At 69.5% G+C, this 24,398-nt stretch carries 25 protein-coding genes; 9 read left to right on the plus strand and 16 right to left on the minus strand.

Annotated elements, in window-relative coordinates:
* Positions 1-56: 56 nt before the first annotated feature.
* A complete protein-coding gene (locus ACFWSK_RS00970) occupies positions 57-815 on the minus strand; it encodes a MerR family transcriptional regulator (protein WP_383780136.1) in 759 nt (252 codons plus the stop codon).
* A gap of 10 nt (positions 816-825) precedes the next feature.
* Positions 826-1,710, minus strand: a complete 885-nt coding sequence (locus ACFWSK_RS00975; RefSeq protein ID WP_383780139.1) for a DUF2268 domain-containing protein — start codon at positions 1,708-1,710, stop codon at positions 826-828.
* A gap of 540 nt (positions 1,711-2,250) precedes the next feature.
* Here ACFWSK_RS00975 and ACFWSK_RS00980 point away from each other — a divergent pair.
* Together ACFWSK_RS00980 and ACFWSK_RS00985 are read left to right on the plus strand one after the other, a co-directional pair.
* A complete protein-coding gene (locus tag ACFWSK_RS00980) occupies positions 2,251-3,126 on the plus strand; it encodes an MEDS domain-containing protein (RefSeq protein WP_383780142.1) in 876 nt (291 codons plus the stop codon).
* Complete coding sequence (locus ACFWSK_RS00985; RefSeq protein WP_383780145.1) at positions 3,123-4,082, plus strand: anti-sigma factor RsbA family regulatory protein; 960 nt, start codon at positions 3,123-3,125, stop codon at positions 4,080-4,082. The genes ACFWSK_RS00980 and ACFWSK_RS00985 overlap by 4 nt, the downstream gene beginning before the upstream one ends.
* A gap of 46 nt (positions 4,083-4,128) precedes the next feature.
* Here ACFWSK_RS00985 and ACFWSK_RS00990 read toward each other — a convergent pair whose 3' ends face one another.
* The 5 genes from ACFWSK_RS00990 to ACFWSK_RS01010 all read right to left on the minus strand — a co-directional run bounded on the left by ACFWSK_RS00990 (position 4,129) and on the right by ACFWSK_RS01010 (position 7,663).
* Positions 4,129-4,530, minus strand: a complete 402-nt coding sequence (locus ACFWSK_RS00990) for a response regulator transcription factor (protein WP_383780148.1) — start codon at positions 4,528-4,530, stop codon at positions 4,129-4,131.
* Positions 4,527-5,648: a PAS domain S-box protein gene (locus ACFWSK_RS00995; protein ID WP_383780151.1), complete on the minus strand. Its 1,122-nt coding sequence runs from the start codon at positions 5,646-5,648 to the stop codon at positions 4,527-4,529. Before ACFWSK_RS00995 ends, ACFWSK_RS00990 begins: the two co-directional genes overlap by 4 nt.
* Positions 5,645-6,301 (minus strand): response regulator, encoded by a 657-nt coding sequence (locus tag ACFWSK_RS01000; RefSeq protein WP_383780154.1) that lies wholly within the window; start codon positions 6,299-6,301, stop codon positions 5,645-5,647. Before ACFWSK_RS01000 ends, ACFWSK_RS00995 begins: the two co-directional genes overlap by 4 nt.
* 32 nt (positions 6,302-6,333) lie before the next feature.
* Positions 6,334-6,774: an STAS domain-containing protein gene (locus tag ACFWSK_RS01005; RefSeq protein ID WP_383780157.1), complete on the minus strand. Its 441-nt coding sequence runs from the start codon at positions 6,772-6,774 to the stop codon at positions 6,334-6,336.
* 394 nt (positions 6,775-7,168) lie between these two features.
* Complete coding sequence (locus ACFWSK_RS01010) at positions 7,169-7,663, minus strand: hemerythrin domain-containing protein (protein WP_383780160.1); 495 nt, start codon at positions 7,661-7,663, stop codon at positions 7,169-7,171.
* Between the two features lie 675 nt (positions 7,664-8,338).
* Between ACFWSK_RS01010 and ACFWSK_RS01015 the strand changes: the two genes are divergently transcribed.
* Positions 8,339-8,854: a GNAT family N-acetyltransferase gene (locus ACFWSK_RS01015; RefSeq protein WP_383780163.1), complete on the plus strand. Its 516-nt coding sequence runs from the start codon at positions 8,339-8,341 to the stop codon at positions 8,852-8,854.
* A gap of 343 nt (positions 8,855-9,197) precedes the next feature.
* Positions 9,198-10,112 (plus strand): adenosine kinase, encoded by a 915-nt coding sequence (locus ACFWSK_RS01020; RefSeq protein ID WP_383780166.1) that lies wholly within the window; start codon positions 9,198-9,200, stop codon positions 10,110-10,112.
* Positions 10,113-10,135: 23 nt separating this feature from the next.
* Here the strand turns inward: ACFWSK_RS01020 and ACFWSK_RS01025 are convergent, their stop codons facing one another.
* Together ACFWSK_RS01025 and ACFWSK_RS01030 are read right to left on the minus strand one after the other, a co-directional pair.
* Positions 10,136-10,510 (minus strand): hypothetical protein, encoded by a 375-nt coding sequence (locus ACFWSK_RS01025; RefSeq protein WP_383780169.1) that lies wholly within the window; start codon positions 10,508-10,510, stop codon positions 10,136-10,138.
* Positions 10,511-10,711: 201 nt separating this feature from the next.
* Positions 10,712-11,035, minus strand: a complete 324-nt coding sequence (locus ACFWSK_RS01030; protein ID WP_383780172.1) for a hypothetical protein — start codon at positions 11,033-11,035, stop codon at positions 10,712-10,714.
* A gap of 229 nt (positions 11,036-11,264) precedes the next feature.
* Between ACFWSK_RS01030 and ACFWSK_RS01035 the strand changes: the two genes are divergently transcribed.
* A complete protein-coding gene (locus ACFWSK_RS01035; RefSeq protein ID WP_383780175.1) occupies positions 11,265-11,723 on the plus strand; it encodes a hypothetical protein in 459 nt (152 codons plus the stop codon).
* Between the two features lie 135 nt (positions 11,724-11,858).
* On the plus strand, positions 11,859-12,299 hold the full coding sequence (locus ACFWSK_RS01040) for a VOC family protein (protein WP_383780178.1): 441 nt from the start codon (positions 11,859-11,861) through the stop codon (positions 12,297-12,299).
* Positions 12,300-12,438: 139 nt separating this feature from the next.
* Here the strand turns inward: ACFWSK_RS01040 and ACFWSK_RS01045 are convergent, their stop codons facing one another.
* The 7 genes from ACFWSK_RS01045 to ACFWSK_RS01075 form a co-directional block, all read right to left on the minus strand.
* Entirely contained in the window at positions 12,439-12,618 is a 180-nt protein-coding gene (locus ACFWSK_RS01045; RefSeq protein ID WP_383780180.1) for a hypothetical protein, read from the minus strand.
* 322 nt (positions 12,619-12,940) lie between these two features.
* The gene (locus ACFWSK_RS01050; RefSeq protein ID WP_383780780.1) at positions 12,941-14,695 is read right to left on the minus strand and encodes an ABC transporter ATP-binding protein; all 1,755 of its coding nucleotides are present in this window, start codon (positions 14,693-14,695) and stop codon (positions 12,941-12,943) included.
* Positions 14,696-14,937: 242 nt separating this feature from the next.
* A complete protein-coding gene (locus tag ACFWSK_RS01055; protein WP_383780182.1) occupies positions 14,938-15,165 on the minus strand; it encodes a hypothetical protein in 228 nt (75 codons plus the stop codon).
* Positions 15,166-15,444: 279 nt separating this feature from the next.
* On the minus strand, positions 15,445-16,953 hold the full coding sequence (locus tag ACFWSK_RS01060) for a right-handed parallel beta-helix repeat-containing protein (RefSeq protein ID WP_383780184.1): 1,509 nt from the start codon (positions 16,951-16,953) through the stop codon (positions 15,445-15,447).
* 149 nt (positions 16,954-17,102) lie between these two features.
* A complete protein-coding gene (locus ACFWSK_RS01065) occupies positions 17,103-17,591 on the minus strand; it encodes an MSMEG_6728 family protein (protein WP_383780186.1) in 489 nt (162 codons plus the stop codon).
* Between the two features lie 92 nt (positions 17,592-17,683).
* Positions 17,684-19,816 (minus strand): MMPL family transporter, encoded by a 2,133-nt coding sequence (locus ACFWSK_RS01070; RefSeq protein ID WP_383780188.1) that lies wholly within the window; start codon positions 19,814-19,816, stop codon positions 17,684-17,686.
* Positions 19,817-19,965: 149 nt separating this feature from the next.
* Complete coding sequence (locus ACFWSK_RS01075; protein WP_383780191.1) at positions 19,966-20,475, minus strand: MarR family winged helix-turn-helix transcriptional regulator; 510 nt, start codon at positions 20,473-20,475, stop codon at positions 19,966-19,968.
* A 390-nt stretch (positions 20,476-20,865) separates the two neighbouring features.
* Here ACFWSK_RS01075 and ACFWSK_RS01080 point away from each other — a divergent pair, with 390 nt between their 5' ends.
* From ACFWSK_RS01080 to ACFWSK_RS01090, 3 genes are read left to right on the plus strand one after another with little or no spacing between them, the layout of a single operon-like run.
* Positions 20,866-22,080: a lycopene cyclase family protein gene (locus ACFWSK_RS01080; protein WP_383780193.1), complete on the plus strand. Its 1,215-nt coding sequence runs from the start codon at positions 20,866-20,868 to the stop codon at positions 22,078-22,080.
* Positions 22,080-22,814, plus strand: a complete 735-nt coding sequence (locus tag ACFWSK_RS01085) for a class I SAM-dependent methyltransferase (protein WP_383780196.1) — start codon at positions 22,080-22,082, stop codon at positions 22,812-22,814. Before ACFWSK_RS01080 ends, ACFWSK_RS01085 begins: the two co-directional genes overlap by 1 nt.
* On the plus strand, positions 22,811-24,370 hold the full coding sequence (locus ACFWSK_RS01090) for an FAD-dependent oxidoreductase (RefSeq protein WP_383780199.1): 1,560 nt from the start codon (positions 22,811-22,813) through the stop codon (positions 24,368-24,370). Before ACFWSK_RS01085 ends, ACFWSK_RS01090 begins: the two co-directional genes overlap by 4 nt.
* The last annotated feature ends 28 nt before the right edge of the window (positions 24,371-24,398 follow it).

The following is a 24,398-nucleotide window of genomic DNA, read 5'->3' on the forward strand; positions in this document are numbered from 1 at the left end:
CCCCGCCGCGACCTGGGTCGCCAGGACCAGCCGGCAGTGGCTGCGAAGCACAAGAGCTACATGCGGGTCAGCGCGTACGTTCGCAGGGCGTCACGGACGAACGTCGCCCCCGCGGCGTCGACGTACATGCCGGCGAAGCGGGGGTCGTCGACGTACATGTCCCCCATGCCTTTCACCATCTCGACCGAGCGCTCCCGGTCGCCCTCGGCCGTGGGGGTACCCGGGATGTGACTCAGCCACTGGACGTGCCGGGCAGCCAGTGACTGAGCGTGTTCCGATGTCGGAGACACCCCGGACTTCACCGCGGCTACCCACGCGGCGACGAGGTCTTCGGTGGCCTGCTTCCAGGCCCGCTGCTGGTCAAGGGTCTTGCCGTGCCACCAGTCGTTGCTCACTTGGAACGCGCGCTCGCCCCAGCGCGAGATCACCTCGTCCTTGTAGCGGTCGTTGAACCCCGCCAACATGACGTCCATCCGCGGTTCCGCCCCCGCCTGCAGGGCCTCGAGCGTGTGACGCACAGACCGGATCTGCCGTTCGACGCGGTCCCGTTCCTCTTCAAGTGCGGCGATGTGGGCGCGGAGCCCGTCGCACGTGTCCACCTCGTCGGCCAGGACCTCGGCGATGGCCGCCAAGCCAATGCCGAGCCGGCGCATGAGCAGGATCCGCTGGAGCCGGGCGACCGCGCCCGGGTCGTAGTAGCGGTACCCGTTCGCGCCGACCCGGGACGGGGCCAAGAGCCCGACGCGGTCGTAGTGGCGCAGGGTGCGGCTGGTTATGCCGGCCCTCGTCGCGAGTTCCTGGATCGTCCACTCCATCGTTCCAGTGTCACCCGTGGCGGAGAGTGGCGGCGATGATCTCCGAGCTGTCGGCGTGCAGAGCCTGCGCCGCAGTCTGCCCGGTCGCCGCCAGGTAGGTGTCGACCAGCCTGTTGCCCGCGGCGTACCCGGCGCCCATCGGCAGTCCCACCGGGGTGAGGCCGAAGCGCTCGGCGCCGGGGTCGCCGTGCACCCAGGCAGTGAAGTTCTGCATGCCTGTCACGTCGAGCCCGGTGAGCACCTTGCCGAAGATCTCGTCGTCGTGCAGGTGCGGCACCCCGATACGGGTGGGGCCGAGCTCATTGCCGTAGAGCTGTCGGGCGAAGGCGTCGGCCAGGCCCTCGGAGACGATGTGATCGCCGACCGTGACGGTCATCGGGTCCCATACGACTCCGCCCGGCCCGAACCGCAGGTTGTGGTGGAGTTCGTGCACGGCGGTGGCCTCCAGCCGCTCCACGTTCTCGGGGAAGGGCCAGAGCGTGATCACGATGTGGCCCGAGATGCCGCCGAACCCCGTCACTCCTTGGCAGGGACCCATGAAGTGCTCGTCACCCGGATCGCCGAGCACGAACAGTACGGTGATGTCCGGGGCCCCCAGCCCCGGCGTCGCCTCCAGCAGTGCGGTGAGAGCGTTGTCGAGGGCGTGTTGCATCCGCTCCCAGGCTCCGGCCGCCGCCAGGGTTTCGAGCGCGTCGAGGCAACGCTCCCCGTCGCGGTCGATGGGGAACCCGGACGCTTCGGGGTGCATGGCCACCAGGTCGACCTCGCCGGGATAGTAGCGGTACATGCCCCTGGTGGGCTCCAGCATCGAACGCAGCAGGTCAACGCGGTCTGCGACCGGGGCCAGCAGGATCCGCCTCATGGCGGAGCGGGTGTCAAGAACAGTGATCGACATGACCCCGATGCTAGAAGTTGACGCAGCGTCAAGGTCAAACCACCGGCGCTCGTCGCCGAGGTACGCGCCGCCATGCCGTCACCCAGTCCCGTCACGACCGGCGGCTCGCCGCTGCGGTGGACTCACGGAACTTGGCCGGCCCGCTGATCCCGCGCGGTCCCGCCCGGCGTACGGGTGCGGGTGCCCATAAGTCCAGGCGGCCGCCCGGCCACATGCTCTCCTGTCTCGGCCCGGTTGTGGACTACGCCGGTTCCAGCAGACGGCCGGCAGGGTGCTGTTCACGATCTCGTCTCTCCGCAGCGAGCGCCGTCCAGGCCGAAAGCCGCGGCCACGACATCCGCTCGAACCGGTTGCTGTACCGCGTCTCCCTCCCGTCCGATGCTGCCGCCGTGCCTGCGATCGAGGACCTTCCGCAGGAGCGAAGGGAGGCCGTCCTGGGTGGGCAGGCACACGTGCCCCCGGCCCGGGGCACCAGGCGCATTGCATCCATGTGTTTCCATGTTCAGGACAGCTACATCGGACGGGGCAAGGGGGCGCAGCATGCCGACGGCACGAAGGGTGGCGGCGTCCCCTGAGCGGGAGTCGCTGGAGGGATGCCACTCCAGCGTGGTTTTCTCCGACGACCGGCAGTGGGCCGAACATCTTGGCGCCTTCGTACGCGGCGGGCTCGAGAATGGCGAGCAGGTCCAGTACTTCGCGGACACCACCGCCCCTGAACGAGTGCTGCGTGCGCTCACCGATGCGGGCATCGACGCGGCGGGCGCCGTGACGCGCGGACAACTGTCCGTGTCGGTTGCCGCGCAGACGTACCTCGCCGGTTCCGGGTTCGATCCGGACGCGATGATCGGGCTGTGGTTCGACGCGGCGGAAGCGGCCTGCGCCTCGGGATACCGGGGGCTGCGGGCGATCGGCGAGATGTCCTGGGCGGCGAGGGACATCACCGGTGCCGACCGGTTGCTGGAGTACGAACTACGCCTGCATCACGAGGTCTTCGCTCGATTGCCGCTGACGACGTGGTGTTTCTACGACCGCCGCCTGATGTCCGACGAGTACGTGAGTGTTCTGGCGAGTGCCCACGCGACGCACAGGGGGGAACCGCACGCCGAGCCAACTCTGCGGGTGGCTCCGCTGGTGGACCGGCCCGGCCTGCTGATGTCCGGATCTGCCGGATACGACACACGGGACGCAGTCGCCGCCGCGGCTGCCGTCATCTCAGGCTCGGCAGCCCAGCAGATGGACCTGGACCTTGCGGCCCTGCGCCACCTCGACGCTGCCTCACTGGCCGTGCTGGCCGACGCCGCGGCCGGGCGGCCGGGTGGCATGCCACTGAGAGTCCGGCAGGCACCTTCGCCCATGTGGCGACTTTTGCAACTGTTCCCGGAGCTCGACTCCGTGGTGGAGGTCGTGGATCGATGACAACCTACGGCCCGACCTCAGCCGGTCCCGGCCAGCAGGCCGCCTTCTACCACCCGGCACTGTTCTACGGCACCGACGACGAGTACCTCGACGGAGTCGGGGCATTCGTCCAGGACGCCTTGGACCACGAGCATTCCGTGCTGGTGGCTGTGCCCGGCCAGCGCCTTTCGCTTCTGCAGGACCTCGTCGAGGGCAACCGCAAGCACGTCAGGTGGGTGGACATGCACCAGGCGGGACGCAATCCGGGACGCATCCTGTCGATGCTCCAGGAGTTCGCCGACCAGGCAGGGGACGCACGCACAAAGGCGTCGATCGTGGGAGAGCCGATCTGGGTCGGGCGTACGCCGGCGGAGGCGTGGGAGGCGACTCGCCACGAAGCGCTGATCAACCTGGCTTTCACCGGGCGCCCGGTCAGCATCCTGTGTCCCTACGACACGGCGTTGCCCGAGGAAGTGCTGGCACAGGCGTACCGCACCCACCCGGTGGTCGGTGATCCGGGGGCCTACCGTGCCAGCTCCCGCTACGCCGATCCCCACGAGGTCTGTCGCGACTGCGACACCCCGCTGCCCGAGCCGCCGGATGCCGTTGTCGTCCCGTTCGGCGAGCAGGGACTGGCGTTCGTGCGTGACGAGGCTGATCGCTGGGCGGCCGCTGCCGGTCTGCCACCGGTCCGCCGCACGGACTGGCTCCTCGCCATCGGCGAGGCGACCAGCAACTCGGTGCGTCATGGAGGCGGCCGCGGGACTTTGCGCATGTGGTGCGCCGATGGTGAACTCGTCGCGGAGATCCGCGACCAGGGCCTGCTGGCCGATCCCCTCACGGGCCGCCGCCGGCCCGACCCCCGGGCGGCGTCCGGCGGCCGAGGTGTGTGGATCATGCATCAGGTGTGCGATCTGGTCGAGATCCGAGCGGTGGAGCAGGGACTCGTCCTGCGTCTCCACATGGGTCTGGAGTGAGCCGGAGGAGTCTCCCGTGGCGGGCCGTACCTACCTCAGCTGACCTTCATCGAGGTTCTGCCGCTCGGCGCAGAGCCGCGAGGAGCTCCTGATTGCTCACACCCTTGAGTACGTACTCGGAAACGCCGGCGATCAGCATCTGCTCGACGGCACCCTTGTCGTCGTAGGCGGAGAACGCCACGATTCGGCTGGCCGGTGAACACCGTGCGATGTCCCTGGCAACGGAGGGGCCGCCGCCGGGGAAACGGACGTCCAGGATCACGAGGTCCGGTTGAAGACGGTGAGCGAGTCGAAGCGCCTGCTCGCGGTCGCACGCGCTGCCCACGACCTTCAGATCCGGCTGTGCCTGCACGACCTCGCTCAGAATCTCCAGGAGCATCACGTTGTCATCACACAGGATCACGGTCAAGGGCGAGCCGGGGGAGCCGTCCGGTGTTGCCGCGGTCACGGCGCATCGTCCGTCGGCGTCGGCGTCGGCGTCGGCGTCCGCGTTGGAAGTGGGTTCGGCACCCAGAACTCGACTGTCGTCCCCGTTCCGGGGTGGCTGTGCATGGACCACCAACCTCCTGCCGTCTCGGCTCGCTCCCGCATCTCGATGACCCCGAAATGATCGCGGGTGCCGTCCGGGGACATCGGCGCGCCGGTTCCGTCGTCCGCGACACGCGTCACGATGCCCCTGTCGGCCGACGTGACACGGAGGTCGACTCTGCTCGCACGTGCGTGCTTGTGTACGTTCAGCAATGCTTCCTGGACGATGCGGAAGATGGTGATGGCCGTCTCGGGCGTGGGTGCTCGGTTCAGCTGGTGTTCGAACGAGTAGGCCATCCCCCAAGAGGAGCCCACGACGTCGTCCAAGTGACTGGAAAGCGCTTCGACGAGGCCTTGCCTGTCGATCCCGGGCGGATGCAGCCGGAAGGTCAGACTGCGTAGGCGGCCGATGGCTTCGCGCACCGATGCGTCGAGACGCCGCAGGTCCGCGGAGTACGACTCCGGCACCCGCTCCGCCAGCAATTCCAGCCGCATTCCGACGGCGACCATGGCCTGGATGGAGTCGTCGTGGACATCCCATGCGATACGGCGTCGCTCTGTCTCCTGCGCCTGGACCAGGTGATCGAACAACCGCCGTCGCTCGATGAGGGCATCCTGCGCCGCCCGCCGTTCGGACATGTCACGGGTGACCTTGCCGAATCCCTGCAGTATGCCTTCCTCGTCCCACAAGGCGGTGATGACCACGTTCGCCCAGAAGCGGGAGCCGTCCTTGCGGACGCGCCAGCCCTCGTCCTCCAGTCTGCCTTCGGCCACGGCGGTCTCCAGCTCCCACTGCGGCTTGCCCGACGACTTGTCCTCAGGAGGGTAGAAAACCGAGAAGTGCTGTCCGAGGATGTCCGCGGCACTGTATCCCTTGATCCGCTGCGCCCCTGCGTTCCAACTGATGATGTAGCCCTGCGGGTCGAGCATGAAGATGCCGTAGTCCAGTACCCCTTGAACCAGCAGTGTGAAGGCCGCATCCGACATCGGCGCCGCCTGCTTCCGCGCCCACGTCTGCTGTCCTGGCTCCTGCGTCACTTCAGGAGTCCTTCACGTCGCGCGATCGTCACGGCTTCCAGCTGGGAACGCGCTCCCAGCTTTTCCAGCACCCGCTGAACATGGTTGCGCCCCGTGTTGAGAGCGACCCCCAGCTGATCGCTGATCTCCGCGGTGGTGCGGCCTTCCCCCAGTAGATGAAGAGCTTCCCGCTCTCGCGGCGTCAGGTTCGCCCCCAGCCCCGGCGTCCGGCCGGTCAGCCGTCCCAGCACGTCGCCCAGCAGGTCCTGGCTGTACACCACCTCACCCGCTGCCACCCGACGAACCGCGTCCTCCAGTTCCCTCAGACCGCGGGTCTTCAGGATCAGGCCGGCTCCACCCGTCTCCGCGACGCGCGCGGCTACCGACCCACTGCCCTCCCCGGCCAGAACCAGGACACGCACGCCCGGCACGAGTGCCAGCAGATCGGCGATGGCGGCGACCCCGTCACCATCCGGCAAGCGCCGGTCCATCAGTACGACATCCGGCTCGCAGCGCTGCGCTTCGGCCAATGCCGACGCCACCGACGCGGCGCGCGCCACGATCTGCAGATCGGGCGAGCGGTCCAGGGCGAGGCATATCGCCTCGGCCACCATGTCGTGGTCCTCGACCAACAGAATTCTGACCGGTCGGCTGACAGGGGAAGGTGAAGACATCGGTGCATCCTTGCAGGTGGCGGACCGCCTGATCATGCCAGAAGGTCCCCGAGTGGCGACTCCACGGTGGCCGCCGTTTCTGCGTCACGGCGAGTTGTGGCGGTTTCCGAAGCGCAGCGAGCCGGCTCCGCGTTCGTGGGCGCTTTCCTCTCGGTGAGGATGTCGTCGGCTCCGATGAGGGAGAGCAGCCGTGCCAACTGGGTTCCGACTCCTTCCACGACAAGATCCACGCCTGCCCGAAGAACGGACATCCGTGCCCTGAGCAAGGCGCTCAGGCCGACGCAGTCGCAGAAGGAGACGTCGGTCAGATCGAGGCAGAGGTTCGTAGGCTGCTTCGCCAGACAAGCCGTTACCGCCTCCTGGACGTGGAAGGCGGTCTCCAGGTCGAGTTCGCCGGCGAGAGTCACTCGCGCGACGCCCGAATGAACCACGACATGCGACGTGAACGGGTAAACGGTCACGGCGTCCCGCACCTCTCCGTGCTCGCGTGCCGCGCGTACCTGCGCAGCACGGTCCCACGAGCCCTTCCTGCGGAGGGGCCACCTGTTGTCAGCTGCCGCATCACTACCTCATAGTGCGAGGACATCAGTGCCGATCTAGTGAATCTGCACTAGGCGCGGAAGTCAACACGCGCCCACGGAGGTTGACGGCGGCGGACAGCGTGGGAAGCGTGCACGGGAAGTCGAGTCGCCCGGGCCTTCAGTCGGGGGAGGCCGGGTTCTGCCGTCCGGGGCGGTTGGTGCCCCGGCGGGGACCGCGGACCCGCGGGCACCGCGGACCGACGCCGAGCACCGCCGGGGACCGGGGCGTCAGTCGGCGGCACCCATCCGGCCCGTCCGGATGGGTGCCCGCGTACAGCCGTGAGGTTCAGTGCGCCCGGACGATCGCGCGGACGCTGTCGATGTTCCCGCAATCGGCCTTCAGATGCTTCGCCCGGTCGCGGAGGAAGACCGCGCCGAGTTCGGCGCGGCGCTCGTCCGGCACATTCTCCCGGGCTCCGTTGAGGATCGTGCGCTCCTCCTCATCGATGTGGTGGGCCACGGCTGTTGCGAGCTCTTCCAGCTTCTCGTCCCACTCGTCGGAGCCGGTCTCCTCCACTTCCATCAGGGCGAGGAGCGCCTCGTTACCTTCGTGGTGCTCCTCTTCGCCATGCTCGACTTCCTCGTTGTCCACGTTGTGGAAGCGCTTGAGCGCGGGGTACACCTCGGCCTCCTCGGCCTCCGCGTGGGCGATCAGGAGTGCGGCAAAGTCCCTCAGAGCCGTCCCTCGGTCCTCCTCGACACTCCGCATTCGCCGCAGCAGTTCCTCCATGGTGCGATGGTCCTCGAGAACCACGGCCACCACGTCACGAGCTTCGGACACCACAAACTCCTTTCCTCAACCAGTGCTCCGCTGCTACCCCCGGGAGGAGCAGACAAGCGCGGACGGCCATACCGGGGCCGAACCGGCGCGAGACCGCCGATCGTGGAACAGATCAGTCACACGTTCATCGGACGGTGATCGCCCGGTGATGCCGGCAGAACTGTCAGAGACAGGGTCCGCAGGCCGGCGGTGGCGGTGGTGTTGCGGCAGAGGGAGAGAAGCTCCATCGGTGCCGGCACGGGCAGGGAATCGGTCAGCTGACTCCCGGGAGTCAGGCGTGGCTGGAGACTGGTCGCCCACGGCGGGACGGCCCGCCGAGCGCCCGCCGCTGGGGGAGGGCTTCCGTACCCACGATCCGAGTGCCGTCGACTGTCGGGGCGGCTCACGTGCGGGCGTCGGGTCGCCCGGCCCCGCCGAGGCTGCCACGGCGGCCCCTCATCGGCTGGTGCCGCGTTCCGCAGCTGTCCGGCCGACGGGGGGCGCCGCTTCCAGGGTGGGCCGTCGATCAGCAGGCAGGCGCGTCCTGCTTCCGATTGCGATTCTGAGGTCCGCGCCCTGGCTGTCGCTGTTCACCGAGGACGCCATCACACTCATCCACACCACCGCCCGGGAATTTCCCCGCGCGGTCAACAACCTCTGCCTGCCAGCCCTGGCACAAGGAGCAAGGAGAAGCCGATGCAGTTGCGCAACGTCCAGCTTGATGACGTCGATGCATACGTCAGAATGCGGTGCGATCCCGTCATGATGGCCGACCTCGGCGGGCCACTGCCACGCGAAGGTATGGAGGACAAAGTCCGACGTGACGTCCTCAAAGCAGCGGAAGATCGCGACTGGACCAAGATGATCATCCCTGACCCCGCCGCACCTGAAGTCGTGGCAGGAACGGTGACCATATGGTCTCACGATGCCGAGGGCGGGCCCATGTCGGAGATCGGATGGATGGTCCTGCCGGAATTCCAGGGACGCGGACTGGCCGAACTCGCGGTCCGCACCTTGCTCAAGCAGGCACGGGACGAGGACCGCTGGGGGCTCGTGCACGCATTTCCGGCAACGAGCAACGGCCCTTCGAACGGCATCTGCCGATCTCTCGGCTTCCAGTTCATCGACGAACTCAATGTGACATTCGCGGACCGAGTTCTACAAACCAACCACTGGGCCATCAATGCCGGCACTTCCCTCACACGAAGGTGATGTCCGGGCAGCTGAGGGGGTTCCGTTGACTCCCGGCACAGGATGTAAGCGGTTGCTATCGAGGCGCGTGCGTGGCCTCGGAGCGCGGTAGAACTCCACTGAGGCTCACTCGTACCAGGGAACGCACCCGGCAGTGAGCGATTACTACCCCCTCCAGGCCGGTATTCGCGCTTCCCCCTGCTCGCAAGAGATTTCGGCATCATTCTGCAAGTCATTGCCAAGGTGGTGACGGCCTGCTTGACTCGCCTGCCGGTGGACACAGGTGACGGCCCGTCCCCCTTGACCGCGCGATGGTGACGACGCCTCCGCGCCCTCGTCCACCCACGGTTCGAGAGGTACGCCCATGAGCACAGAGACCGACGTCCTCGTCCTGGGAGGTGCAGGCGTGGACACGATCGTGTACGTCCCCGAGCTGCCGCTGCCCTACGCCGACAGTTACATGGTGCGGCCCGGGATCGAAACGCGGGCGGGGCAGACCGGCGACTTCGTCGCTCTGGGAGTGAGCGCTCTGGGCCTGCGGACCCATCACCTCGACATGATCGGTGACGACCACGCGGGCGACCTGGTTCGCGCGCTCCACCGCGACCGGGGCATCGCGCTGACCGAGGTCCCCCTGCCCGGCGGCACCAAGCGGGCGGTCAACCTCGTCGGTCCCGACGGGCGGCGGCTGTCCTTGTACGACGACAGCCGCTCCCGGGAGGAGGACCGACTGCCCCCTGCGACGGTCCGGGCCCTGGCGGCGGCGAGCCGCCACGCCCACGTCTCCATCACGTACCCCTGCGCTTTCGCCCTCCCCGAGCTGCGGAAGGCGGGCGTGACCGTCTCGACCGACCTGCACAACTGGGATGGCGTCAACGCCTACCACGAGCCCTTCGCCTACGAAGCGGACATCGTCTTCCTGTCCATCACCGCCCTGACGGACACGGAACGGACCATGCGTCAGGTCATCGAGCGCGGCCGGGCCGACATGGTCGTCGCGACGGCCGGGGCCGAGGGAGCGTATCTGCTGGTCGAGGGGGAGCTGAGCCACATTCCGGCCGTCACGCCCCCGGGACTGGTGGTGGACTCCAACGGTGCGGGCGACGCCTTCGCGGCCGGATTCCTCTTCGGCCGGCTGACCGGCGAGCCGCCCCGGCGGTGCGCTCTCTACGGAGCGGTGGCAGGAGCTCACGCCTGCACCGTTCCGGCTACGCGGGCCGACCCCATCGGCCGGGGCGAGCTCCTCGCCCGAGTCGCCGAATGGGAGGCCGCGGGATGACCACCCCGCCGGATTCGACGTCGTCATCCCGGGCCGGAAGGGCCGGGAAGTGGCGGATGCGCTGGGCGCGGACCAGGGAAGCGACCGGGTCCGTCCCGTGCGTCGGCAGTGAACATGGCCCAGGTCGCCACGACTTCGCACTCCAGGCCGGCCGGAGGGTCGCCGAAGGACCACACCAGGCTCGACTCGTCGCTGACGCTGATCGGGCCGTGGCGGTACTCCATCGCGGCGTACGACTCGGTCCAGGCGCGCGCGGCCCCGCGCAGCTTGAGCGCCGCCTCGTCGCCGAAGCCGAGGTCGACCACGGCGTCCGCGCGCCGGGCGACGGGCGCGCTGGTGACGCCGGTCATGGCGAGGGTCGGGATGCGCCCCGCGACCGCGTCGAGCAGGTGCAGCACCTCGATCGTCTTACCGGAGCGGGTGGTCGCGACGATCCGGTCGTACGGGCGGCCGAGCGCCGCCCCGGAGGCCGGGTTCGGGTTCTGTGCACGGCGAGCGCGGCATGAACGAGCTGCACGTTCATGCCGCGGTCGAGGCCGCAGCCGGTACGGCGGGGGGCTTCGAGCGCGGAGCGGGCACCCGCTCAACGCCTGCGCGTGTCAGCCCTGGTCTTCAGCACCGCCCTTGCCGCCCTTGCCCTCCGCCTTTCCCTTCCCCTTGCCTTTGCCCTTCCCCTTCCCCTTTCCCTTGCCGTCCTTCTCGCTGCCCTCGCCCTTGCCCCCGTTGTCAGCGACTTCCACCGAGTTCGAGAACAGGCCGGAGACGACGTCCAGCGCCGCGACCTCCGGAACCGACGGCGCTGCCTGGGCAGGGCGGCCGGTGTCGGCGTGAGCGGCACCTGTCTGGGCCGCCACCAGGCCGCTTCCCAGCACCAGCGCCACGGTGGTCAGTCCGGCCTTGGTGCGTGTACGTGAGCTGCGCATATCGCTCTCCTTCGTGATCGGCCAGGCGCGTTCGCCTGACAGGCGAGAGTCCCACCGGCCTGGACACCCGCGAGGGAGAACGCGGGGCTGATCCCCCGAACAGGTGGCGCCTACCGCCAGGAAGGGCGCGCCTTGAAGTCTCCGGAGAGACAGGCTCTGGGCACTGTCCCGCGATCACGAGACACATTGAGGTGGCTCCTGGCTCGCACGGGCTGGGATGGTGGGGTCCATGAGCGATCCGAATGCGAGGCCATTCCCGCCCGGCCGCGCGGAAGTGGCTGCCCAATGGCGTGCGCTGGCCTCGGGTGAGGTGACGCGTGAGGCCGTACATGCGTGGGCATTTCGGTGGGTGGAGGGCGAAGGCGCGTTCACTGACTTCGAGGAACCGTTGGTCCTCACGGGCCTGCAGTACCTGCACGGGTTCGACCTCTGCTGCGATCCAGACCGTCCCGACGTTGTCCGGCACGGCACTTCGGGTGAGGGTGAATGGGTTGCTTCGCTCAATGACGTCGCCGACGGACTCGCCCACTGGGAGGAACAGTGCGCCCTCTACGATGCAGATCCGCAGGGCTGGTCGCGGGCGGTACGTGAACGGGCGAGAGCGTTCGTTCGGGCAGAGGAGGCCGCCGCGTCCCCAGTACGCGCCACGATCAACGGCGGATCGGCATCAGGTGCGGCGGATCGGTAGGGCGTCGGCGCGATACACATGCAGTCGGGCAGAGGTCAGGTCGGGCAGCGTCCGGCGGGTCACGGCGTGTAGCCGGCGGCTGCCTGTCGGGTCGACTCAGGCGTGCTTGTCAGAGGTGCGCAGTAGGGTCTTGTCATGGCAGCCAGAATCGATCTGACCCTTGATTGCATGGACGCGCAGCTCCTCGCCCAGTTCTGGAAGACGGCCCTGGGATACATCGACGAGCCGCCGCCCGCTCCCTTCGAAACCCGCGCGGAGTGGCTCGCGCAGTTCGATCTCCCGGATGACGAATCCGAAGACGACGGCGCGTGGCTGTGCGATCCTGACGGTGCCGGCCCCCGGCTCTCCCTTCTCAAGGTCCCCGAGCCGAAAGCAGCGAAGAACCGACTTCATATCGACGTTCGCGTGCCGGGACACGGACGTCCCGCCGAGCGGTGGGCGCGGATCACGAGGGAGTCCGAACGCCTGGTCAAGGCGGGCGGCAACGTTCTTGAGGTGTTCGATGGTCACCACATGGTGATGGCCGACCCGGAGGGCAACGAGTTCTGCGTCGCTGCGGCCGCGGCTGAGGACTGAAGGGAACGGCCAGGCCCCGTAGAGGTGGGCACGCCGGTCGTAGGGCTTGGCCACGGCCGTGAAGTTCGTGAGTCGGAGGCGTTAGTTGTCGCCACCGTACCGGTACGGCGTCTCCTCGTTCATGGGCCTCCGCCAGCTCTCAGGTCCGCAGAAAGGGCCACTGCGCCACGAGTTGACGTGTCCGGGGTGTCCGCAGCCACGAGTTCATCGCGCCGGCGACCTCGGAGAGATCCTCGGTTTCGCCTGTGGCCATGTGGACGCCACCGGCCCAGCAGTTCACGAGATATCGGCGCTCCTCCTGTGCCATCAGCACATTCACCGAGCGACTCCCCTCTGCCGCCCGCGCCGCCACGTGACGCCATCCCGGGGAGGACGTCAACTCGACTGCGAACCCGAAGCCCGACCCATCGACCACTCCCTGCAGAAAATTCCACAGGGAGCCGGCCGCGATGACCCGGATTTCGTCAGGCGTTTCAGGTGGTTGGCGCTCCGCAGGCCACAGCAGTACGTCGAGATGGCGCTGCCCGTGCCTTCGCTCGGCATCGAGATGTAGTACCCGGCAGTCGGCAGAACTCGATCGCAAGCTGCGGCTCCGTCGGAGCCCCCGGTGACGCGGTTCGCGTTCCGGTGAGGACGGCGGCCTACGCGGGTGCATCGTCCAGGAAACCGCCCGACTGGTGCTGCCACAGCTTCGCGTAGGAGCCGTCCGCCGCGAGCAGTTGCTGGTGTGTGCCCTCCTCGACGATCCGTCCGCGGTCCAGGACGACGAGCCGGTCCATGGTGGCGACCGTGCTGAGCCGGTGCGCCACGACCAGAGCCGTCCGCCCTTCCATCAGGTGCCACAACGCCCTCTGGACGAGGACTTCGCTCTCGGAGTCCAGGGCGCTGGTCGCCTCGTCGAGGAGCAGGATCGGCGCGTCACGCAGAATCGCCCTGGCGAGGGCGACCCGCTGTCGCTGGCCGCCGGACAGTTTGACGCCCCGCTCGCCGACCATGGTGTCGAAGCCGTCCGGCAGCGCGTCGGCGAACTCCGTGACATGAGCGGCCTCGGCGGCCCGGCGGATCTCGGCGTTCGTGGCGCCCGGCCGTGCGAACGCGATGTTGTCCCGAAGGGTGCGGTGGAACATCGCCGGGTCCTGCGGAACGTAGGCGAACAGACTGCGCAGATCGGCCTGACGCAGCTTGCTGATGTCCTGGCCACCGATCAGGATCCGGCCGCCGTCGATGTCCGTCATGCGAAGCAGCAGTCGGCTGAGTGTGGTCTTGCCGCCGCCTGACCGGCCGACGAGCCCGATCTTCGCGCCGCTTCTCACCTCGAGGTCCAGGCGCTCGAAGAGCGGCTTGCCACCCGCGTGGGCGAAGGTCACCTGCTCGAAGCGGACATCGGCGGCCTTGGCCGACAGCGGCTCCGGTGCCACCGGGTCGAGCACCGTCGGCTGTGTCAGCAGCAGTTCGGTGAACTGACCGGCCTCCGTTATCGAGCTTTCCAGACGGCGGTAGATCTGATTGAACTCGAACATGATGCGTGTCGCGTTGGTGTAGTACGTGAAGGCGACGACGACCGCCTCCACGCCGTGCCCGCCCCCACCGAGGGTGACGGCGAGCAGCAAACCCATGACGTTGGTCAGCACGGACATCGGAGCGACCAACGTGTCGATGCGCAGGTTGCCGTAGTCCCAGGACCGCAGCGTGAGCCGCCGTGACTCCGCGACACGGGACCGGTGCTCAGCGGCCTCGCGCTCCTCGGCGCCGAAGGCCCGGACCGTGTCCATGTTCATCAGGCTGTCGGCGACGTGACCCGACACCTGGGCGATCGCCTCCTCACGCTGGTCGACGAATGCCTGGCGGCGTCGGATGAGCGGCATCACACACAGCGCGGTCAGCGCGATCATCGCCAGGAGCCCTACGACGAGCAGCGGGTCGTAACTCCACAGCACGACCGACCCGAACAGCAAAGGCACGAAGCTGCCCACGACCGAGAAGGTCAGGGTGTCGACGCAATCCTCGAAGCGGGAGGCGAAGCTCAGGACCCGTTTGGTCAACGACCCGGCGAAGTTGTCATGGAAGAACGTGGCGTCCTTGGCGAATAGCTCGTCCATGCCGATCACGTACAGGTGCTCGATACCTCGGGCGTCGAGGCGGTTCAGGAAGTGCAGACCGATGCGCCACAGCGCCTCCGCGAGCAGCAGAACTCCGGCGAAGCCGAGCACGTAGGGCGTCATCGAACCGAGGCCGGTGCCGCCGTCGTCGGCGATGTGGCCGACGAGCTTCGCGACGATCAGCGGCGCGATGTAGTGGATGCCGATGTTGCCCAGTGCCGGCAACAGCATCGCGGGAGCCGTCAGCCATCGCAGCCGGGCCAACTCCCGTCCGTAGTACCGCAGTGCCAGGAGCACTGATCCCTTGCCCGGCGATTCCTCACGCGCTTCAGGCAATCCCACTCCCACCCTGTGTGGTCGTCGAGCCCCCCCGGTGCGCTCGGCGGCGACCTGTCCGCGCGAGTGCGGGAGACCAGGAATCGCAGTGTCCCGCGCGGGCGTCGGGGTGGTCCACGCGTTTTTCTCGGCCACGGCAACGCCGCAAACGCGTCAGCCCGGCCGCTGTCGGCGGCTGCAACCGGGCATACGACGCCGTCGGGCTACCGGCCCTTGATGACCAGCTTCCTGGGTTCATCGGAGGTGCGACGCGTCGTGGTCCGTCGGTTGGCCATCACCAGCGTCGTGCCCACAGTCAGGCTCAGCGCGGGCAGCACAGGCAACCGGCCCTCGTGCGCGAAGCCCTGCACGGCACAGCAGGTCAGAGCGGCCACACCTGTCGCCAGGCCGAGCCACAGCGGCCAGGGTCGGCGCAGGTCGACGGCCGGCACGGTTCGCTCGTACAGAAGCGCCTGCCGACGTTCCGGTGCGGTGATCTCCCCGCCGGGCTCGAAGACCTAGGCGGTGATCAGCCAGCGGCCCGTCACCACCAGGACGATCGCCCACGCGTCCGTGCTCCGTACGACATCGGTCTCGCGCCCCGGCGACCGCAAGGCAGCGTGCCGATGCCCGGCCACCAACGGGGGCTCTGTCTGCCGGCGCAGCTACGAGTCGGGGCACCCTGCCACGTCGGAACGGAACCTGTCGGCGATCCCGACCGCTCGCGCGTGCTACAGCCCCGGACCGCCGTACGCGCCTCGGTGCGGCTTCGTGGTCGTGGACACCGGGTTCGCCCAGTAGTCGCGGCCTCCGTTGCCGCTGATCACGGAGCCGTTGCTCAGGGCGGGGGACGTGGACCGCAGCTTGTAGCCGTCGACGGAGTGAATCGTGTCGCCGCCAGTGCCGGGGTTCACGAAGTGCGGGTCGCCCACGATGCCGTTGGCGGTCGGCCTCGGCACGCCCTGGAAGACGTTCCACAGCCAGGAGATCCCGGGGCCCGTGGGCAGCCGGGATTCGGTGGTGCCCACCCAGATGTTGTTCTCGACGACGCTCTCGTCGGGGAGCGTGATGCTGAACTTCCTGTCCACGCAGTAGAAGACGTTGTTGTACATGTGCAGCGCGGACCGGCCGGCGCTGACGCTGCTCATGCGGCAGTCGTTCTCGGAGATGTTGTAGCGGATGACCTGCCGAGCGCCGCCGATGGTGCCGCACCCGTCGCAGTCGAGGAAGAAGCCGCCGATGTTGTCGCGGCTGAAGTTGTACTGGATCGTGCAGGTGCCGGTGTTGCCCCAGTCGCAGTCGAAAGCCTGGCTGTCGGCCACGGACATCCGCGTGATGCCGTACACGGCGTTCTTCTGGATGGTCGGGTTGTGGTCGCCGAGCACCCATATGCCGGCGAAGTTGCCGCCGGAGAAGGGGTACACGCCGTTGCCGACGCCGGAGGCGTTGTTGTACTGGATCATGGGCGCGTCGGCGTAGCTGGCGATGATGCCGTCGCCGCCGACGTCCTTGATGACGTTGTGCTCGATCAGTACCCCGGAACCCTTGACCGCCATGGCGCCGACGCGGATCTTGAGGCCCCCACCACCGGTGTTGCTGATCTGGTTGTGGTGGACGTGTACGTCGTTGAGGGTCGAGTTCGTGCCGCTCGCGCCCGTGACGATCCCGGCGGACTGGACGAAGTCCTCGGTGGTCGGGCTGTTCTTGCTCGTCTGACCGGCAACGCGGTCGACGACGAGGTTGCCGATGTCGAAACCGCGGTGCGCCGTCCCGTCGGTGGCGGAGATCCGCAGACCCGTGCGACGGGCGAGGGAGGAATCAGGGTTGGTCAACTTGAGGTCGCTGATCCGCCAGTGGTCCTGGTTGGTCAGCGAGACGACGTCAGGGGCGCCGCCGCCGTCGATCACGGGCAGGGTGCCGGTGCCGTAACGGGTGAGTGTGACGGGGGCGGAGGCGGTGCCGCTGCCCTTGGGGGCCAGTGAGCCGGTGCAGGTCGTGCCGCCGGCGAAGGCGAGCGTGTCACCGGGGGAGTACGTCCGTGCGTTGGCCTGGCCGATGCTGTTGAAGGGCGAGGTCTGGCTGCCGTCACCGGCGGCCGGCCGCGAGCAGTCCACGTACGTGGTGCTGCCCGCGGCGGAGGCGGGCACGTCGGCAAGGGCGATGCTGCCGGTGAGGGCGAGGGCGACAGCGATGAACCCACGGCCCATCACATGACGCCCCAGAGGTACTCCGATGGACATGACGCAACACCTTTCTGGAGTTCGGATGCCGCCAGAAGGTATGTGCGGTCAGTGATCGAGTCAATGCATCCTTGTCGATTGATTGAATTTCGATCAAATGGTGGGTGATTGGTCGACCTGTGAGTGAGTTCGGTAAGCCGCTGCGGCGGTCACCGGGGGTGCGCTCCCGGCTCGGGGTCCCGGTCCGACGGCGGCCATACGTACGGGAGGTCGTCCGGCACTCCGGGGAACCGGCCGCGGTAGTGGTCCGGGTCCTTGCGGAGCAGTGCGGACTGGTGGCTGCGGTGGAACTCGGGTGTGCCGAGCCAGGGCGGAAGGTCCCCCGCCGTGCCGAGCCGGGCCTGCGACCGCACCGTCGCACCGGGCCGGTGGGTCAGGAAGTCCCGCATCAGGGTCGCGGCGCAGGTGTCCGCCCGTCCCTCGGCCGTCCACGCACCGCAGATGTCCAGCCCGTAACGGACCAGCGCCTCCTCGTACCCCGCCCACATGCGGACCGCCGGATGCCTGCGCCAGCCGTACCCGGGCACGGTCAGGCCACGGAACACCTGCAGTGCTTCCACCCGTTGCTTGCCGAGCCGCCTGGAGTCCAGGACGGCCGCGGATTCCGTGAAGTCCGGAAAGGGGAGAAAAGTCTGCATGTGACCTGTCTACCCGTGCGGACGCTTCCCCGCGTCCCGTCCCTGGCCCCGCGTCACGTGCGGGGCCAGGGAGCCGGGTCTCGGGTCTCGGGTCAGGACGCGGGGGAGGACGGCTCGCGCGCTCCTGCCGGCTCCTGTTCCGGGCGGCGGCTCAGGGCCCCGGGCCACCACGCCTTCGGGCCGATGTCCCTGACCAGCGCCGGGACGAGGAGGGACCTGACGACGAGGGTGTCCAGCAGTACGCCGAAGGCGACGATGAACGCGATCTGGACGAGGAACGCGAGGGGGATGACCCCGAGCGCGGCGAACGTGGCGGCCAGCACGACACCGGCCGAGGTGATGACCCCGCCCGTCGCTGTGAGGCCGCGCAGCACACCTTCGCGCGTGCCGTGCTTCAGCGACTCCTCCCGGACCCGCGACATGAGGAAGATGTTGTAGTCGACGCCCAGGGCCACCAGGAACACGAATCCGTAGAGCGGCACCGAGGCGTCCGTGCCGGAGAAGCCGAAGACCGCCGGGAAGACGAGCGCGGACACTCCCAGGGTCGCCAGGAAGTTCAGCGCCACGGTGGCCACCAGCAGAACCGGCATGAGGAGGGAACGGAGCAGTCCCACCAGGATGACCAGGATGATCGCCAGCACGACGGGAACGATCAGCATGCGGTCGCGCTCCGCGGTCCGCTGGGTGTCGTACTGCTGGGCGGTGTACCCCCCGACCAGGGCGTCGGCGCCGGGAACCGCGTGTACGGCTTCCCGTAGCCGGGCGACCGTCTCCTTCGCGTCGTCACTGTCCGCCGGTGCCTGGAGCGTCGCGTCGATCCGGACCTTGCCATCGGCCACCAGCGGTGCACCGCCACCGGGCCGCCCGGATGCCGTGACCGGAGCCGCGGTCGCCACCCCCTCGGTCCCGGCGACCGCGGCGGTCACCTGCTCGACCGTGTCTGCGGCGGCTATGACGACGGCCGGGTTGCCCGATCCTCCGGGGAAGTGCTTGCCCAGGGTGGCCTGCGCGGTGACGGAGGGGGCGTCGTTGACGAAGAGTTCGTCGAGCGGGACCCCCTTCGATTCCAGCGTCGGCGCGAAGGCCGCGCAGGCGAGCAGCCCGGCGAGCGTGACGGCCCAGACCTTGCGCGGGGCACGGTCGACCAGGGCGGCGACCCGGGGCCATACGCCTCGTCCGCCGTTCCCGCCGGTGGCTCCGGCCGGCTTCGGGCGGGCGGGCCAGTACGCGCTGCGGCCGAGCAGAACCAGTGCGGCGGGGAGGAACGTGAGCGAACTCAGCACGGCGCAGACGATGCCGATGGCACCCACCGGCCCCAGCGCGCGGTTGTTGGTGAGATCGCTGAGCAGGAGAGCGATCAGACCGAGGGCGACGGTCGCGGCACTCGCCACGATCGGGCCCGCGGATTCGCGTACCGCCGCCCGCATGGCCGTCACCCGGTCGCCGTGCCGCTCCAGTTCTTCGCGGAAGCGCGCGGTGAGGAGCAGCGCGTAGTCGGTGGCGGCGCCGATCACGAGGATGGAGAGGATGCCCTGCACCTGCCCGTCGACGCGGACGATGTCCCGCTCGGCCAGCGCGTACACCACGCCGCACGCGAGGCCGAGTGCGAGGACGGCGCCGATGATGATGACGAGCGGCAGCAGGATGCTGCGGTAGACCAGGAGCAGGATGATCAGAACGGTGGCCAGGGCGACGCCCAGCAGCAGGCCGTCGATGCCCGCGAAGGCGTCCGACAGGTCGGCCTGGCTTGCCGCCGGCCCGGCGATGTGGACCGTCGTGCCGGGCACCTGCTCCGCGGCTTCGCCCACCTTCTCCAGTATGAGGGGGAGTTGGTCGCCGAGGTCCGGGCGCAGTTGGACGACGCCCTGAAGGGCCTGCCCGTCGTTGGACGGGACGGCCGGGGACGCCTGGCCCACGGTGCCGGACAGTCCTTCCAGCGAACCCAGGGCGTCGGTTGCCGAGGCGCGCTGCCCGGCGCTCACGTCGCCACCGTCCCCGGCGGTCCAGACGACGATCGCCGGGAGGGTCTCGTCCTGACGGAACGCCTTCTGCGCCTCGATGACCTGGGTGGACTCGGCGTTCTGCGGAAGGAAGGCCGCCTGATCGTTGGTGGCGACCTCGCCGAGCTTGCCGGCGTAGGGGCCGAGCGTTCCGCCGACTCCGATCCAGGCGACGAGGAGGACCACGGGGACGAGCCACCGCAGAAGCCGTGTGGAGCTGGACATTGCACTCCTGGTGAGGATGGGGACGACATCTCTTGATTGGAGACTATCTCAATCATTGAGAGAGTTTTGGGCAGCCCTGGTCAGGCGTGCCATTTCTCATTCCCCTGGTGAGGACGGTTCGGATGCACCGCGTCCAAAGTCGGCCGGCGCTATTGCCGCGGCTGGTCCAGTTCCTCGTTCAAGGTGGTCAGGAAGCGGAGCACTGTCGTGAGCTCTTCACCGCTGAATCGCTCCTGCGCGCGTGCGGTGGCGGCGGCGAGGGGCATGAAGGTGCTCCGGGCCGCCGACTTGGCCTCCGGGAGGTAGTGCAGATGCACCACGCGGCGGTCCGGGCTCTCCCGCGCCCTGCGGATGTGCCCCGCTCTCTCCAGCCGGTCCAGGCAGGCGGTGACCGCGCCCGACGTGAGGCCGAGGTGCCGGCGCAGACGGCCCGGGGTCAGCGGCGTCTCCGAGTCCAGGATCGCGGCCAGTGCCTGGATGTCCGTGGCGTGCAGCCCCTGCTCGGCCGCGAAGGCGTGGGCGAGCCGGTTGATCTCGCCGTTCATGCGCCGCAGCTGCACCGCGAAGGCGTGGAGCTCCTGCCCGCCGGCCTGCCCGCTCGTCTGCCCGTCGGCCTTCGCGGCGGACTCCGCCGCCCGTGTCTTTCCTGTACTCGCCACGCGTTCAGCCTATAGAGCTGGTACCCCTCCCGGTCCGCCCTCCTGTCGGAGCCGTGCGCTGTGCCGTCCGGTGTGCCGCCTGCTGTACCGGTCCCTTGCCGGTCCACGGACGCGCGACGCGAGGACGAGGTGCGCGCTGGTTCCTGGCATCGGCGGCCGGATCGTGGTCGGCTTGACGAGCCGTCAGCCGGTGGTGGCCGCGGAACTCGCCCCGGGAGGCGGTCGATCAAGGCAGGTTCCCGCCGGGCGCATCCGGGTGCGGGCGGACGTCCGAAACGAGAACGTCAACGACCCGGCGAAACAGGAGTGAGGCGTGGAGATCGACGGCACGCGAGTCCTGGCCGTGAGGACCGCCCCCGGTGAAACGCCGTCCCCCGGCCGAAGGGCCCGGTGAACCGCCGCGTGCCCGGGGAGTGGGAACGGTCCGACGCCGTCGTAGTCGGCGGTGGAGCGGCAGGGCTCTGCCTGGCGCACTGGCTGACGAGAACGGGGACCACGGCGGTGACGGTCGTGGAGGCTCCCGAGGGCCCGCTACGACCGGCCGAACGCACCTGGTGCTACTGGGACGACGGGCCGGGCGAGTTCGACGAGGCCGTCGTCGCGTCCTGGACCCGCCTGCGGGTGAGGGGCCCGGAAGGCCGGGTCATCACGTCCGACCCCGCCCCACTGCGCTACCGCATGCTGCGCTCCGCACCCTTCGAGGAACTGGTCCGCTCCCGGCTCGCTGCCTGTCCCGCCGCGCGCGTCGTGCGCGCGACGGCCCACAGTGTGCGTGACGTCGCGGGCGGAGCCGAGGTCCGCTGCACCACCGCCGACGGACGTACGCTGACGCTGTACGGCAGACACGTCTTCGACTCCCGCCCCCTGCCCCGGCTGCCACCGGCCCGTACCCTCCTCCTCCAGCACTTCCGCGGCTGGTTCGTCCGCACGGACTCCCCGCGCTTCGACCCCGGCGTCGCGGACCTCATGGACTTCCGGGTACCGCAGCCCGCCCACGGCCTCGCCTTCGGCTACGTCCTGCCCCTCACCTCCCGGCGCGCGCTGGTGGAGTACACCCAGTTCTCCCGCACCCCGCTGACGACCGCCGCGTACGAGAGCGCCCTGCGGCAGTACACCGACGACGTACTGCGCCTGGGGCCGCTCACCGTCGAATCCGCGGAGCAGGGCGTCATCCCCATGACCGACGCCCGCTTCCCGCGCCGGACCGGGCACGCCGTCTTCCGTATCGGTGCGGCCGGAGGCGCCACCCGCCCCGCCACCGGCTACACCTTCGCCGCCGTACAGCGCCAGAGCCGCGCCATCGCCGCCGCCGTGCGCGACGGCGGGGAGACCGTGCCGCGCCCCCACGGCCGACGCGCGCTCGCCATGGACGCGGTCCTCCTGCGGGCGCTCGACACCGGACGCATCGACGGCCCGCGGTTCTTCACCGACCTCTTCCACCGCGTCCCGATGGAACGGCTGCTGCGCTTCCTGGACGGTGCCGGCACGCCGTGGGAGGAGTTCGGCATCGGTCTGCGCACCCCGGTCCTCCCCATGCTCCGCACCGCTGCCGAACTTCCCTTCCTGCCCCGCCGCGCCCCCACCCGATCCGGAGAGAGCCGCTGATGACGCTGCTACAGGACCACGACCTCACCGCCGCCTTCGACCATGCCGCGCACACCTACGACCAGATCGCGGCCGTCAACCCCGGCCACCACACCGACCTGCACCGCTCAGCCCGCCGGCTCCGGCTGCCCGACGGTGGGAACGGCCTGCGCGTCCTGGACCTCGGCTGCGGCACCGGCGCGTCGACCCGGGCGCTGCTCCGGGCCGCCCCGCACGCGCACATCACGGCCGTGGACGCCTCTGCGGGCATGCTGGAACGCGCGCTCGCCAAGCCATGGCCCGGCACCGTGCGCTTCCTCCACCTGACCGCCGAGGAACTCCTCGCGGCCGAGGACGCGCAGTCCTACGACGCGGTCTTCGCCGCCTACCTGTTCCGCAATGTCACCCACCAGGACGCCGTGCTCGCCGACGTCCGCGCTCTGCTGACGACGGGCGGACGCCTCTCGGTGCACGAGTACAGCCTCAGCGGCTCCCCGGTCCACCGCGCGCTGTGGGAGGCGGTGTGCCGAGGAATGATCATCCCCGCGGGCACGCTCACCGGCGACCGGCGGCTCTACCACCATCTGCGGCGCAGCGTCCTCGCGTTCGACACGGCCCCCGCCTTCGCCGCCCGGCTCACCCGGGCCGGATTCGCCGGTGTACGCACCCTCCCGGTCGCCGGATGGCAGACCGGCATCGTCCACACCTTCCTCGCCGGAACCGGCCCACGGCCCGCGAAGCCGGTGGCCCCATGAGGGCCCCGCAGCGCCCCGGCACCACCCGCCGCGGCCGGGACCGCAGGGCCGAGGTCATCCTGCCCGCCCCCGGACGGGACCGTTTCACCGGCGAGGCGCCACGCACCGCCGTGATCGGCGGTGGCATCGCCGGCCTGGCCGCGGCGACGGCCCTCGCCGAACGCGGTGTACGGGTCACGCTCTACGAGCGCGAGGAGTCGCTGGGCGGCCGGCTGACCGGATGGCGCACCCGCCTCGCGGACGGCTCCGAGGCGACCATGAGCCGCGGCTTCCACGCCTTCTTCCGGCAGTACTACAACCTGCGCGGCCTGCTGCGCCGTACGGACCCCGGACTCACAGGGCTCGTACCGCTGCCCGACTACCCCCTGCGGCACAGCGGCGGTCTCACCGACAGCTTCGCCCGCGTCCCCAGGACACCGCCCTGGAGCGCCCTCGGATTCGTCGCTCTCAGCCCCACCTTCGGCTGGCGCGACCTGGCCGCCATGGACCCGCGGGCCGCGCTGCCCCTCCTCGACGTGCGGGTGCCCGGGGTCTACGAGCGGTTCGACGGCGTCAGCGCCCAGGACTTCCTGCACGGGATCGGATTCCCCGAGGCGGCCCACCATCTGGCGTTCGAGGTCTTCTCCCGCAGCTTCTTCGCGGACCCGCGCGAACTGTCCGCCGCCGAACTGCTGCTGATGTTCCACATCTACTTCCTCGGCTCGTCCGAGGGCCTGCTCTTCGACGTACCGCGCGAACCGTTCCCCCAGGCCCTGTGGGAGCCGCTGGGCGGGTACCTGGAACGGCTCGGAGCCGATGTGCGCACCGGCACCGCCGTCCACGGCGTCCGGCCGGTCGACGGCGGCGGAGTCGAAGTGGAGACGGACGGCGGAACCGAGCTCCACGAGGCGGCGGTCCTCGCCCTCGACGTGGCCGGACTGCGGCGTGTCGTGGCGACGTCACCCCGGTTGGGCACCACCGCCTGGCGCGACGACATCGCCCGGCTGCGCACCGCCCCGCCGTTCCTCGTCTCACGGCTCTGGCTCGACCGGCCGGTGCGCGCGGACCGCCCCGGCTTCCTCGGCACCAGCGGCTACGAGGGCCTGGACAACATCAGCGTCCTGGACCGGTGGGAGGGCGAAGCGGCTCGCTGGGCGCGGCGGACGGGCGGGTCGGTGGTGGAACTGCACGCCTACGCCGTCGACCCCCGGCGCGAGCGGAAGGAGGTCCAGGAATCGCTGATCACCCACCTGTACACGGTGTACCCGGAGACACGCGACGCCCGGATCGTCGACGACCGCCACGAATGGCGGGCCGACTGCCCTCTGTTCCCCGTCGGCGGCCACGCGCACCGGCCCTCCGTACGTACTCCGCACCCGCAGGTGATGACAGCGGGCGACACGGTCCGGTGCCCGCTGCCGGTCGCACTGATGGAACGCGCCGCGACCACGGGCTTCCTCGCCGCCAACGCCCTGCTCGCCGGGTGGGGTGTGCGCGGGCAGGTTCTCTGGACGGTGCCCCGAGCGGGCCGTTCCGCGATCCTGCGGGCGGTCGCCGGTCTGACCGGACCCGGCTGACACCGCAACGGGCCGGTGCCGGCCGGGT

This window comes from Streptomyces sp. NPDC058620, assembly GCF_042717135.1.
GTDB lineage: Bacteria > Actinomycetota > Actinomycetes > Streptomycetales > Streptomycetaceae > Streptomyces.

Excerpts from the sequence above, each read along its gene's own strand:
- ACFWSK_RS01030 (WP_383780172.1), bottom strand. The coding sequence starts at position 11,035 with ATGCGCAGCTCACGTACACGCACCAAGGCCGGACTGACCACCGTGGCG.
- ACFWSK_RS01040 (WP_383780178.1), top strand. The coding sequence starts at position 11,859 with ATGGCAGCCAGAATCGATCTGACCCTTGATTGCATGGACGCGCAGCTC.
- ACFWSK_RS01035 (WP_383780175.1), top strand. The coding sequence starts at position 11,265 with ATGAGCGATCCGAATGCGAGGCCATTCCCGCCCGGCCGCGCGGAAGTG.
- ACFWSK_RS00985 (WP_383780145.1), top strand. The coding sequence starts at position 3,123 with ATGACAACCTACGGCCCGACCTCAGCCGGTCCCGGCCAGCAGGCCGCC.
- ACFWSK_RS00980 (WP_383780142.1), top strand. The coding sequence starts at position 2,251 with ATGCCGACGGCACGAAGGGTGGCGGCGTCCCCTGAGCGGGAGTCGCTG.
- ACFWSK_RS00975 (WP_383780139.1), bottom strand. The coding sequence starts at position 1,710 with ATGTCGATCACTGTTCTTGACACCCGCTCCGCCATGAGGCGGATCCTG.
- ACFWSK_RS01060 (WP_383780184.1), bottom strand. The coding sequence starts at position 16,953 with ATGTCCATCGGAGTACCTCTGGGGCGTCATGTGATGGGCCGTGGGTTC.
- ACFWSK_RS01015 (WP_383780163.1), top strand. The coding sequence starts at position 8,339 with ATGCAGTTGCGCAACGTCCAGCTTGATGACGTCGATGCATACGTCAGA.
- ACFWSK_RS01065 (WP_383780186.1), bottom strand. The coding sequence starts at position 17,591 with ATGCAGACTTTTCTCCCCTTTCCGGACTTCACGGAATCCGCGGCCGTC.
- ACFWSK_RS01090 (WP_383780199.1), top strand. The coding sequence starts at position 22,811 with ATGAGGGCCCCGCAGCGCCCCGGCACCACCCGCCGCGGCCGGGACCGC.
- ACFWSK_RS01000 (WP_383780154.1), bottom strand. The coding sequence starts at position 6,301 with ATGTCTTCACCTTCCCCTGTCAGCCGACCGGTCAGAATTCTGTTGGTC.
- ACFWSK_RS01070 (WP_383780188.1), bottom strand. The coding sequence starts at position 19,816 with ATGTCCAGCTCCACACGGCTTCTGCGGTGGCTCGTCCCCGTGGTCCTC.
- ACFWSK_RS00970 (WP_383780136.1), bottom strand. The coding sequence starts at position 815 with ATGGAGTGGACGATCCAGGAACTCGCGACGAGGGCCGGCATAACCAGC.
- ACFWSK_RS01020 (WP_383780166.1), top strand. The coding sequence starts at position 9,198 with ATGAGCACAGAGACCGACGTCCTCGTCCTGGGAGGTGCAGGCGTGGAC.
- ACFWSK_RS01085 (WP_383780196.1), top strand. The coding sequence starts at position 22,080 with ATGACGCTGCTACAGGACCACGACCTCACCGCCGCCTTCGACCATGCC.